Source organism: Pontibacter ummariensis (assembly GCF_900188175.1).
Lineage (GTDB): Bacteria > Bacteroidota > Bacteroidia > Cytophagales > Hymenobacteraceae > Pontibacter > Pontibacter ummariensis.
The window spans coordinates 126228-138004 of the sequence record NZ_FZOQ01000010.1 but is presented as its reverse complement, the minus strand read 5'-3'; the positions used below and the strand labels follow the sequence as shown (position 1 = coordinate 138004).

The window sequence follows — 11777 nt, the reverse complement described above, 5'->3', positions numbered from 1 at the left end:
AAGGTGTCGGTGATTAGATTATGGTGCAAAACCCGCCTTCCAGCAAAGGTGGTGCTAGAAGGCAGGCCGTAAATACAGTGTATGTAAGATTAGAGCGGAATGTTTCCGTGTTTTTTACGTGGCAGGGTTACTGCTTTGTTCTCCAGCATCTTAAAGGCTTTTATCAGCTTAGCCCGTGTTTCGTTTGGCTTGATTACCTCATCAATAAAGCCACGGTGTGCGGCACGGTATGGGGTGGCAAACTTCTCCTTGTATTCCTGTACCTTCTCTGCCAGCTTGGCTTCCGGGTCCTCGGCGGCGGCAATCTCGCGTTTAAAGATAATTTCGGCGGCACCCTGGGCACCCATTACGGCAATCTCGGCTGTTGGCCAGGCGAAGTTCATGTCAGCGCCAATGTGCTTTGAGTTCATCACGTCGTAAGCACCGCCGTATGCCTTGCGCGTGATAACGGTGATGCGGGGAACGGTGGCCTCGCAGAAGGCATACAGCAGCTTGGCGCCGTTGGTGATGATACCGCGCCACTCCTGGTCTGTGCCTGGCAGGAAGCCCGGTACGTCCTCCAGTACCAGCAGGGGTACATTAAAGCTATCGCAGAAGCGCACGAAGCGGGCTGCTTTGGTACTGGCGTTGATGTCCAGCACACCGGCCAGTACGGCTGGCTGGTTGCCCACGATGCCGATGCTGCGGCCCCCAAGGCGGGCAAAGCCTACTACGATGTTTTCGCCGAAGTTTTTGTGGACCTCGAAGAAAGAGTCCCCGTCAATGATGCCCTCAATTACTTCACGGATGTCGTAGGGCTGGTTCGGGTTTTCGGGTACAATCGTATCCAGCACGTCGCGTATCTCACTGCCTGTCGATTCATAAGGTAGGGCAGGAGGAAGTTCCTCACAGTTCTGAGGAACATAGCTAAGCAGTTTCTTGATGTAGTTGATACACTCTACCTCATTGGCGCAGGAAAAATGCGTTACGCCGCTCTTCGTACTGTGGGTACTCGCACCGCCCAGTTCTTCGGAGGTCACTTCCTCGTGCGTTACGGTTTTTACCACGTTTGGCCCGGTCACGAACATATAGGAAGTGTCTTCCACCATCATGATAAAGTCGGTGATGGCCGGTGAGTACACGGCACCCCCAGCGCATGGGCCCATAATGGCTGAAATTTGCGGAATAACCCCGGAGGCCAGGGTGTTGCGGTAGAAGATGTCGGCATAGCCACCAAGCGATACCACGCCTTCCTGTATACGGGCACCCCCTGAGTCGTTAAGGCCAATGACCGGGGCACCGTTTTTCATGGCCAGCTCCATGATCTTAACGATTTTCTCGGCATGTGTTTCTGAGAGGGAGCCTCCCAACACCGTGAAATCCTGCGAGAAGATGTAGACCAGTCGGCCGTTGATGGTGCCGTAGCCTGTTACCACGCCATCGCCCAGGTAGTACTGCTTGTCGAGACCGAAGTCTTTTGAACGGTGCATTACAAACTTGCCGATCTCTTCAAAAGAGCCTTCATCCAGCAGCAACTCAATGCGTTCCCGGGCTGTGAGTTTGCCTTTTTTGTGTTGTGCGTCTATTCGGTCCTGTCCGCCTCCAAGCAGTGCCTCGGCATTCTTGCGCTCGAGTGTCTCTAATTGTGCTTTTCTGATTTCTTCGGCCATGAAGTGAGGTATAACTCGTTGTATAGTATGAAATGATCTTTTCCCAAATTTAAAAAATATGCAGCTAAATACGGTAAGGGCGTATAACTTTTTGTATATATAGTCATACTTATAACATTGAAAATATAACGAAAGGCGGAAGGATAAAAAATAAGGGCTGCCCAACGGACAGCCCTTATTTTTAAATTATCAAAACTTATTCTTTGTCTTTCGATTTATCTGAACCGGATGACTTGGACGGCTCTTTTTCTTCCTCACTCTCGTCAGAAGCGCCTTTGGCTTTTTTGCCATTGCTTTTCTTGGATGTGAAGGTCAGCTTCTCTTCGCCCTCCTTGTGGTCTACCAGGATTACATCGCCCTGATTTACCTCTGCTTTCAGAATCTCCTCTGCGATCGGATCCTCAATGTATTTCTGTATCGCGCGGTTCAACGGACGGGCACCGTACTTCGGATCGTAGCCTTTCTCCGCCACAAAGTCTTTTGCGGCTTTGGTCAACTCAATCGTGTAACCGAGCGTTTCCACACGTGTGAACAGCTTGCTAAGCGACAGCTCGATGATCTTGTGCATGTCCTCACGGTTAAGTGAGTTAAACACGATCACATCATCCAGGCGGTTCAGGAACTCCGGCGAGAACGTTTTCTTCAGGGCGCTTGCAATCGTGCCCTTCATGATGTCGTCCACGTTCTCCTGCTTGCTCTTCGACATGAAACCGATACCGGCACCAAAGTCTTGCAAGTCACGGGCACCGATGTTCGAGGTCATGATGATGATCGTGTTACGGAAGTCAACCTTACGGCCTAGTCCGTCTGTCAGAATACCATCATCCAGCACCTGCAGGAGCAGGTTGTACACATCCGGGTGCGCTTTCTCGATCTCATCCAGCAATACCACAGAGTATGGCTTGCGTCGGATCTTCTCGGTCAGCTGGCCGCCTTCTTCGTAGCCCACGTATCCCGGAGGCGCTCCCACCAGGCGAGACACACTGAATTTCTCCATGTACTCACTCATGTCAATTCGCACCAGCGAGTCCTCCTTATCGAACAGGTACGTAGCCAGTACTTTTGCGAGCTCTGTTTTACCTACACCAGTCGGACCCAGGAACACGAAGGAACCGATCGGCTTCTTCGGGTCCTTCAGACCCACACGCGTACGCTGGATAGCTTTCACCAACTGCTGGATTGCCTTGTCCTGTCCGATCACTTTGCCTTTCAGCTCTTCGCCCATGTTCAGGAGCTTCACACCTTCGTTCTGAGCGATACGCTTCACCGGAATACCTGTCATCATGGCAATAACTTCTGCCACATTTTCCTCTTTTACGGTGTAACGCTTCTTCTTCGTCTCTTCTTCCCAGTCGCGCTTAGCCTGCTCCAGCTGGTCGATGAGCTTCTTCTCTTTATCACGCAGTTGCGCAGCCTCTTCGTACTTCTGGCTTTTCACCACGCGGTTTTTCTCTACCTTGATGTTCTCGATCTGCTCTTCGAGCTTCAGGATATCATCCGGTACGATGATGTTATTGATGTGCACGCGCGCACCAGCCTCGTCCAAAATGTCGATCGCCTTGTCTGGCAGGAATCGGTCACTCATGTAACGATCGCTCAGCTTCACGCAGGCCTCAATGGCCTTGTCTGTGTAGTTCACGTGGTGGTGGTCCTGATACTTGTCCTTAATGTTGTTCAGGATCTCTACTGTTTCCTCTGGTGTGGTAGGGTCTACCATCACGATCTGGAAACGACGAGCCAGGGCACCATCTTTCTCAATGTACTGGCGGTATTCATCTAACGTAGTCGCACCGATGCACTGGATCTCGCCACGGGCTAGCGCAGGCTTGAACATGTTGGAGGCATCCAGGGAGCCAGAGGCACCACCAGCACCTACAATTGTGTGCAGCTCGTCAATGAACAGGATCACGTCCGGAGACTTCTCCAGCTCGTTCATCACCGCCTTCATGCGCTCCTCAAACTGGCCACGGTACTTGGTGCCGGCTACCAGCGAGGCAAGGTCGAGGGTCACCACACGCTTGTTAAACAGCACGCGGCTCACCTTTTTCTGCACAATGCGCAGGGCCAGGCCCTCTGCAATGGCGGTTTTACCTACACCCGGCTCACCAATGAGGATGGGGTTGTTTTTCTTACGGCGGCTCAGTACCTGGGCCACGCGCTCAATTTCTTTTTCGCGACCAACTATTGGGTCCAGCTTGTCTTCTTCTGCCAGCTTGGTCAGGTCACGGCCAAAGTTGTCCAGCACCGGGGTGCGTGACTTTTCGCCGGACTTCTTGCTGGCGCTGCTGCCAGAGCGAGAAGATGAGCTGCCAAATAACTTGTCAGAATCATCCGTGTCGTCTGTGTCAGACGAGGCCAACGGATTATTGCTATGATAATCCAGAGAGTCTCTTATTGCTTCGTAGTTCACGTTGAATTTCCCTAAAATTTGTGAAGAAATGTTGTCTTCATCCCGCAGGATGGATAAAAGGAGATGCTCTGTGCCAATGATATCGCTCTTGAAGATTTTTGCCTCCAGATACGTTATCTTCAGAACCTTCTCAGTCTGCTTGGTAAGGGGAATACTGCCGGTAATGTTGCTGCTTTGCGTCGCTGTATTTCGTGTAGCCTGTTCTAAAGCGTACTTTAACTCATCTATCGAAACGCCAAGCTTCTTCAGCAGAGCAATGGCTGTACCTTCTCCCTCCCGAATCATACCCAGCACCAGGTGTTCGGTGCCGATGTAATCATGGCCAAGCCGAATAGCTTCCTCACGGCTGAGTGAGATGACCTCCTTTACTCGGTTTGAGAATTTTGCTTCCATGTATACTATACTCCGTGTCTTCTTTAAAAAGTCTTATACTTATAATTGATTGCGGCTAACAGGAGGAGCCTATGTTTTTAAACCAGCTGTGCAGAATAAATGTTTCAGCTAAATGGCCGCCTTTACTGTAGGTAAGTGAGTGACGCTGGCCCCTGTGTAAACAACAAGTCAATTATACTAAGCTCTGATGCAAATTGTTTGCCAAATACTTGCGTATATGGTTTTACGTGCAAATTGTCAGGATAGATTTTAGGATGTATCTTATTCCTTAAATCCAACACGTTGGCGGGCACTTCTGTCTGGTATGCTTCTGTAAAGCCCACAGGCCTGTCTAGCTTTAGTAATTTAAAATAAAGTCCTAACAAATCCACATTCAGCTCGAACAAATATTTTGGCTGCCGCTCATACACTTCCCTGATGTAATCACTGTAAAATTCAAAATAGGGGGCCCGGCCATACGCCGCCTGTATGGTGCGCCAGTGTACCTTGTACCACTTTTGGCTATAGTCTATCTCGACTGTTGTTATAGGGGTTTTGTCCTTGCTGCCTCCCCGCAAAACAGGAATGCTGAGGACCTGTACTCCCTGTGCCGTAAGTACATGGCAGCGGTTGCGGTAACTTTGCTTCGTATAATTTTCATGCTGCTCTATCAGTACACGATCAGAGCGAAGCGCGTGCCAGAAGTAAGCTACCGGCGGGTTGTACTGTATTTCAGTAAGGAGGACCAATGCGTTAGGCGTTTTGAGTTAAAAGTTAAACGCGAAGAGGACAGGCACGGAAGAAAAAAATATAACTGTATTTCTTTCCGGGGCGCAGTCCTGCAAGCGTCACTTGTGCTAAATAAGCACGAAAACTCGGATTTCATAATCAGCAGGCAGGTTGTACCTTTGTGCCAGGTCCTTGCCAATGAATAAAGACACGAAGATCTCCCCGCTGTATTATCCGTTCTGGTTGCTGCTGAATGGCCTGGCCTCACTGCCACTGTCGGTGTTGTACCTATTGGCTGACTTTTTATACTGGCTCATGTATTATGTAGTGGACTACCGCAAAAAGGTCGTGCTGCAGAACCTGCGCATGGCCTTTCCCGAAAAAAGCGAAGAGGAGATAAAGCGTGTTGCCAAAGCCTTTTACCGCCAGTTTGCCGACGTGATGGTGGAGATACTCCGGATGGCTGGCATGAGCCGGGAAGAGATGCAGCAACGCGTTGTATTCACAAACCCGCAAGTGCTGTCAGATTACGTGGAGGCAGGTACGCCGGTGCTGATCCTGGGCTCGCATGCAGGCAACTGGGAGTGGAGCCTGTCTGCAGCGGCCGTTAGCTTTAACTTTCCGGCGGAGGGAGTGTACAAACCCTTGAGCCATCCTTTCTTCGAGGCCTTTATGTTGCATACGCGCAGCCACCTGGGGGCACACCTGATCAAGATGAAGGATACCCTCCGGGAGTTTGTGGCCAAGCGCAGGCTACCGCGTGTGGTGGCCTTGCTCTCCGATCAAACGCCCCTGAAGAGTGAGATAACTTTCTGGACAGAGTTCCTGCACCAGGAAACGCCGTTTTATACAGGAGCTGAGAAGCTCTCCCGGCGTTTTGGGTACCCTGTACTTTTCCTGGATGTAAAACGCACCAGCCGGGGGCACTATGCGCTCACCTTTGAGGACCTCAGCGGGGACAGGCCGGAGCCGACGGCCGCCGAGGCCTATCCGCTTACAGAGGCTTTTGCCCGAAAGCTGGAGGCAGCGCTCCGCCGTAACCCCGCTGATTACCTCTGGACGCATAAGCGCTGGAAACACAAGCGGCCGGAAGCCGCTGCTTAGCATAAGAAACCTGGAGATGCGAATTCTTTCATTGTTTTCATATCTCCAAATCCTCAATTTTTGAGTCTATAAGTACTGCTCAATATCTCCGGCGCCCTCACGCAGGACCTCGAAATTATTAGAGGCGTCCACAACGGTAGAGGCCACATTGTTACCGTAGCCGCCATCGATCACAGCATCCACCAGGTTCTTGTATTTTTCAAAAATCAGTTCAGGGTCTGTGCTGTATTCAATTACCTCATCTTCATCCCGGATGGAGGTAGAGAGGATGGGGTTTCCTAACTCCTTTACCAGTTGCAGGGCTATCTTATTGTCCGGTACCCGTATCCCCACGGTTTTCTTTTTAGCGCTGGCGTACTTGGGTACATTGCTCGTGGCATTCAGGACGAAGGTAAAAGGGCCCGGGAGGGCTTTCTTCATTACCTTATAAGTAGGGGTGTCGATCTTGGCGTAGTCGGAGATGTGGGTCAGGTCAGAGCAAATGAAAGAGAGGTTTACCTTATCGGGCTTCACGCCTTTTATCTGGCACACCCGCTCTATGGCACGTGCATTATGGATATCGCAGCCAATACCGTAAATGGTGTCTGTCGGGTAAATGACCACGCCTCCGTTGCGGAGTATGTCTGCGGCCTCGCGTATTTTTCGCTCCTGTGGGGTCTCGGGATGGATCTGGATGAATGCAGCGTTGCTCATAGTTTTATGGTTGGTTCTCAAACTAGTTTAAGTTATGCATACTCTTTTACAGCCGCAAGCGTTGTGCGGAAGAAACGCCCGTGTGGGGTAGGCAGCGCAGACAGGGACAGGACCTGTGCATCAGTCCTTGCCTTGTAGCGCACGGGAAAAGCACGCCTGCAGCCGGAATAAAGTCGGCCGGTAGTTAATAATTCGTTCTTATTTAAGGATGTTGTGTTATTTTTGTCGCCTGAATATCAACAGGCAAGGAACCTAAGAGTAGTTCTGAACCTTTTACCAACACTATGGTCAACGAAGAGAATAAACCAACGCTTAAAAGAAAAAGGAAGCCCCAAAGTAAGCTCGTGCCCGGCCTGATTGCGGTGTTCATGCTGCTGTTCGTGAGCTTCTCCTATTACGCCTACCAGATCGTGTACACGGGCAATGTGGATACAAAGGATGAGGAGGTTTACGTGTACATCCCAACCGGCGCCACTTTTGACCAAGCGCTGGATTCTGTCGAAGCCTCTGGCGCGATTGTGGACAGGCTGTCCATGCGCTTTATGGCCAAGCTTATGGACTACGACGAGCTGGTAAAGCCGGGCCGCTACCGGCTCGTGCATGGCTGGAGCAACCGACAGTTGATCGGGGTGCTGCGCCTGGGAGAGCAAACACCGGTAAACCTCACCTTTAAGAGCGTGCGCCTGCGCAGCCAGCTGGCAGAGAAACTCGCTGCTGACCTGGAGCCAAGCAGAGAGCAGCTGGACAGCCTGCTGAATGATCAGGAATACCTTCTAGGTCTGGGCTTTGACACGACCAGTGTCGTTAGTATGTTCATCCCGAACACGTATGAAGTGTACTGGACAACGACTGCGCCGGAGTTGATGGAGCGGATGAAGAAGGAGTATGACAAGTTCTGGACGGCAGAGCGCCGGGCTAAAGCCGACAAGTTAGGCCTCTCGCCCCAGGAGATATCCACCCTGGCCTCTATTGTGCAAGCCGAAACAGCCAAGGAAGATGAGAAGCCGCGTGTGGCAGGCGTATACCTGAATCGATTGAACAAGGGCATGCTGTTGCAGGCCGACCCTACCGTGATCTTTGGGGTGGGGGACTTTACAATCCGCCGGGTGCTTAACGTGCACCTGAACCACGACTCACCTTATAATACGTACCGCTACAAGGGCCTTCCGCCAGGACCGATCAATGTGCCTGATATTTCCAGCATCGATGCCGTGCTGAACGCGGAGGACCACCAGTATATTTATTTCTGTGCCAAGGAGGATTTCTCTGGTTACCACAACTTTGCCACCACTGTTGCAGAGCACCAGGCCAACGCGCGCCGTTTCCACCGTGCCCTGAACGAGCGCAACATTCTGAAGTAAACCCAAGCATCGACGGAGAGCCTGCCCGCGTTAAATTAGCGCAGCAGGCTCTTTTTTTATACTTTCGTGCATTCTCGAACAGTAAAATCCAAAGCAGCTTGTTTCAATCAGAAGTACAGATCAGGGTACGCTATGCCGAAACCGACCAGATGGGGTATGTGTATTACGGCAACTATGCTGCCTACTATGAGGTAACGCGTACGGAGGCATTCAGAAGGCTGGGTATCCACTACAAAGAGATGGAGGCAACCGGTACCATGATGCCTGTGATGGAGCTAAAGTGTAAGTACATTCGCCCCGCCAGGTACGACGACCTGCTCACCGTGAAGCTGTTGCTGAGGAACAAACCAAAAGGATCTCGCATACTTTTTGAGTATGAAGTATATAACGAGGAGGGGACGCTCCTTAATATCGGGGAGACCACCATGGTGTTCGTGGACATGAAGTCGGGCAGGCCAACGGCCATACCAGAGTTAATCCACGAGAAGTTGGATCCTTACTATAAGGTATGAGGCTAAACCAGCAGTATTTGAAGCGCCGCAGAGCGTATCGTAAGTTCATCGTGTTCCTGAAGCGGTGGCGGTTTAACAACGGCCAGTCTTCGGTGTATGATGTGATGGACGTGCTCATTGGAGAATTGCGCCTGGACTCTGTCACCAAGCGGGCTTCTTACATGGCCTTCAACTTTACGCTGGCTATTTTCCCAAGCATCATCTTTCTGTTCACCCTGATCCCTTACATCCCCAGCGTACTGTCACTGGACCTGAGCGAGAGTATCCTCAACTTTATTGCCGACTTTATGCCAGAGGAGATGTATGCGGCGGCCTACACGACCATTGAGGACATTGTGAACAAGCCCCGGGGGGGCTTGCTTTCCTTCGGTTTTCTGTTCGCGCTTATTCTGTCCACCAATGGGATCATGTCGCTGATGGACGCTTTTGACAAAAAGTACCATACCTTCTACAAGCGCAATTACCTGAAAAAGCGCCTGATTGCCACAGCACTGACTGTGGTGCTGTCAATGATCCTGTTTACAGCGGTAGCGGCTATCTTCTTTGGGCAGTGGATACTGGATGTGCTGGTGTTTTATGAAGTTGTGACCGAAAGTTATACTTATACCCTGCTGGTCGTGTTGAAGTACATTGCCATTGTGTTCCTGTTTCTGTTGGCTACCTCACTCATCTATTATTATGTGCCGGCCATCAAGGACAAGTGGCCTTTCTTTTCAGCCGGGGCAGTGGTGGCCACAGGGCTTATCTTCCTGGTGTCCATGATCTTTTCGCTTTACATCAGCGCCTTCGATACCTATAACAAGTTCTATGGCTCTATCGGTGCTTTGATTGGTCTGATGATCTGGCTGGATTTTGTGGCCATGATCCTGATCCTGGGTTTTGAGATAAACGTGAGCATCGACACCGTGACCAAGCGCTTGGTACGTACTCCCAAAGCTAACCAGAAATCGGTGGCTAAGGCCTGATCTTCATATAGCTGCTAGCTGATATTCCTCTTAAGTTCTTAACTTACTTGCAGCAGACGCAGTCGCGCTGCTGCTGTTTTGCTTTCCAGGCTATAGGAACAAGAGATGAGGCTTTTTAAGAACATATCACTGCAGCAACTATGGACAGGTGCTGCGGATACTTTCCGTAATTACCCCTTCGTGTTACTTTCTGCCTTTCTGGGCACTGCTGCGGCGATCTATAGGATAGAGCTTCCTTTTGAGGAGCAGGATCAGTATCCGCAATTAGAGAAGCTCATGCTGGTTAGCGCCCTGGGGCTGATCCTGTCCTTTGACCTGGAACTGCTTGTGCGAAGGTACAAGATGCGCCTGGGGAAGCGGGTTGCGCTCTGGCTGGTGGGGCTGGTCTTGCTAATCCTTTACTACTGGCTGCTGGAAAGCCCTGTGGAGGAGAAGCAGTTCCTGCGCTTCCTGATGCTGCTGTTGGCCTTGCACCTGGCCGCCTCCTACGTCATGTTTCTGAACAGGCGCGAAGAGAATGCTTTCTGGCAGTTCAACAAGGTACTGTTTCTACGCATCCTGACGGCTGCACTCTATTCTGCCGTGCTCTTTGTTGGTATAGCGGTGGCCGTGGTAGCCCTCGACCAGCTCTTCTCCGTGGAAGTGCCCGATGACATTTATCCAGAATTATGGGTGTTTATGGTGGGCGTGTTCAATACCTGGTTCTTTCTGGCCGGCGTGCCTACCCATGTGCAGGAACTGGAACAGACCCACCTTTATCCCAAAGGCCTGAAGGTGTTTACGCAATTCGTGCTGCTGCCCCTGGTATCGCTGTATCTGCTAATCCTGTACGCCTACTTCGGAAAGATCTTGGTGCAGTGGGAATGGCCGGAAGGATGGGTGTCCGTACTGGTCCTTTGTTTCGCCATAGCAGGTATTCTGTCTCTGCTGCTCATACATCCCATCCGCTTCGAACAGGGCAATAACTGGATACGCATCTATGCCCGCTGGTTTTACCGGGCCTTGTTTCCACTGCTCATCTTACTGGTGCTGGCTATCTGGCGCAGGATATCAGAGTATGGTATTACCGAGCAGCGCTACGTGGTGCTGGCCCTGGCGTTTTGGCTGCTGTGTACAGCCCTGTACTTTTTGTTGAGCCGAAGCAAGAACATTAAGTTTATTCCCGTCACCCTGAGTCTGGTGGCTGTGCTGGCGGCCTTTGGCCCCTTTAACGCCTTTCTGGTGTCGGAGAGGAGCCAGGTAAACCGACTCGATGAACTGTTGCAGCAGAGCGAAGTGCTGGTAGGTGGGCAGGTCCAGCCGCAACATCCGCAGGTAAATGAACAAATAGAGCAGGAGGTGAGCTCCATTGTCGATTACCTGGCCCGTTATCACGACTTTGAGGAGTTAGAGCCCTGGTTCCAGCAGGACCTGGACTCGGCGCTGGCAGTTGCTACCGATTCACTCGATAACCGCTGGGCAAAGCGCTTTGAGCAGCGGAACGTGGTGATGAACTTGCTGCACATGGAGTACCGGACTGCTTATGTAAGCGGTGGTGAGCAATACCTGTATTTTACCTCCATGGAAGGAGCCGGCGCGCGCATCCCTCTTGATATACGGGGCTATGATTATGCCTTTCTATATTTTGATGAGGGCGGCCCCGAAGGGGAGAGGGAGGTGAGCAAGACAAGCTTTGAACTGGATGGAAAGGCTTTCGAGGTTTCCCTGGACAAGGAGAGGGGCAAGTTGATCTTCCGGACAGAAAGCGAAACACTGCAACTGGACCTGTTAGCCGTAGTTAAAGAACTGGAGAAGAAACAGCAGCAGTACCAACAAGAACAGGCGGACATGACCTTTGTAGTGACAGGCGCCGACGCTCAAGTAAAAGTAGTATTGCACGAGCTCCAGGCTATAAAAAAGGAGGGATATCGGTTATCTAACGTAAGGGGGCATTTGTTTGTGAGGTTGGGGGAGCAAAATAATTGACTTCACAGTCAGAAGCT

At 51.2% G+C, this 11777-nt stretch carries 9 protein-coding genes; 5 read left to right on the top strand and 4 right to left on the bottom strand.

Annotated features, from left to right (window positions below):
• Nucleotides 1-89: 89 nt before the first annotated feature.
• From CHB92_RS12195 to CHB92_RS12185, 3 genes are all read right to left on the bottom strand, one after another.
• Complete coding sequence (locus CHB92_RS12195) at nucleotides 90-1649, bottom strand: acyl-CoA carboxylase subunit beta (protein WP_089319492.1); 1560 nt, start codon at nucleotides 1647-1649, stop codon at nucleotides 90-92.
• A gap of 196 nt (nucleotides 1650-1845) precedes the next feature.
• Nucleotides 1846-4452: an ATP-dependent Clp protease ATP-binding subunit gene (locus tag CHB92_RS12190; protein ID WP_089319491.1), complete on the bottom strand. Its 2607-nt coding sequence runs from the start codon at nucleotides 4450-4452 to the stop codon at nucleotides 1846-1848.
• Between the two features lie 122 nt (nucleotides 4453-4574).
• The gene (locus tag CHB92_RS12185; RefSeq protein WP_245842510.1) at nucleotides 4575-5180 is read right to left on the bottom strand and encodes a WbqC family protein; all 606 of its coding nucleotides are present in this window, start codon (nucleotides 5178-5180) and stop codon (nucleotides 4575-4577) included.
• 178 nt (nucleotides 5181-5358) lie between these two features.
• Between CHB92_RS12185 and CHB92_RS12180 the strand changes: the two genes are divergently transcribed.
• Entirely contained in the window at nucleotides 5359-6264 is a 906-nt protein-coding gene (locus CHB92_RS12180; RefSeq protein ID WP_089319490.1) for a lysophospholipid acyltransferase family protein, read from the top strand.
• A 66-nt stretch (nucleotides 6265-6330) separates the two neighbouring features.
• Here the strand turns inward: CHB92_RS12180 and CHB92_RS12175 are convergent, their stop codons facing one another.
• A complete protein-coding gene (locus CHB92_RS12175; protein WP_089319489.1) occupies nucleotides 6331-6957 on the bottom strand; it encodes an L-threonylcarbamoyladenylate synthase in 627 nt (208 codons plus the stop codon).
• Between the two features lie 284 nt (nucleotides 6958-7241).
• On the opposite strand from CHB92_RS12175, the gene mltG reads away from it, so the two are divergent.
• The 4 genes from mltG to CHB92_RS12155 all read left to right on the top strand — a co-directional run bounded on the left by mltG (nucleotide 7242) and on the right by CHB92_RS12155 (nucleotide 11760).
• Nucleotides 7242-8318 carry an endolytic transglycosylase MltG gene (gene mltG, locus CHB92_RS12170; protein ID WP_089319488.1) on the top strand — a complete coding sequence of 359 codons (1077 nt, stop codon included), beginning with the start codon at nucleotides 7242-7244 and terminating at the stop codon, nucleotides 8316-8318.
• A 98-nt stretch (nucleotides 8319-8416) separates the two neighbouring features.
• Entirely contained in the window at nucleotides 8417-8830 is a 414-nt protein-coding gene (locus CHB92_RS12165) for an acyl-CoA thioesterase (RefSeq protein WP_089319487.1), read from the top strand.
• Nucleotides 8827-9795, top strand: coding sequence for a YihY/virulence factor BrkB family protein (locus CHB92_RS12160; RefSeq protein ID WP_089319486.1), 969 nt, complete (start codon nucleotides 8827-8829; stop codon nucleotides 9793-9795). The genes CHB92_RS12165 and CHB92_RS12160 overlap by 4 nt, the downstream gene beginning before the upstream one ends.
• A 105-nt stretch (nucleotides 9796-9900) precedes the next feature.
• Entirely contained in the window at nucleotides 9901-11760 is a 1860-nt protein-coding gene (locus CHB92_RS12155; RefSeq protein WP_089319485.1) for a DUF4153 domain-containing protein, read from the top strand.
• The last annotated feature ends 17 nt before the right edge of the window (nucleotides 11761-11777 follow it).

Excerpts from the sequence above, each read along its gene's own strand:
- CHB92_RS12195 (WP_089319492.1), bottom strand. The coding sequence starts at position 1,649 with ATGGCCGAAGAAATCAGAAAAGCACAATTAGAGACACTCGAGCGCAAG.
- CHB92_RS12190 (WP_089319491.1), bottom strand. The coding sequence starts at position 4,452 with ATGGAAGCAAAATTCTCAAACCGAGTAAAGGAGGTCATCTCACTCAGC.
- CHB92_RS12180 (WP_089319490.1), top strand. The coding sequence starts at position 5,359 with ATGAATAAAGACACGAAGATCTCCCCGCTGTATTATCCGTTCTGGTTG.
- CHB92_RS12175 (WP_089319489.1), bottom strand. The coding sequence starts at position 6,957 with ATGAGCAACGCTGCATTCATCCAGATCCATCCCGAGACCCCACAGGAG.
- mltG (WP_089319488.1), top strand. The coding sequence starts at position 7,242 with ATGGTCAACGAAGAGAATAAACCAACGCTTAAAAGAAAAAGGAAGCCC.
- CHB92_RS12160 (WP_089319486.1), top strand. The coding sequence starts at position 8,827 with ATGAGGCTAAACCAGCAGTATTTGAAGCGCCGCAGAGCGTATCGTAAG.
- CHB92_RS12155 (WP_089319485.1), top strand. The coding sequence starts at position 9,901 with ATGAGGCTTTTTAAGAACATATCACTGCAGCAACTATGGACAGGTGCT.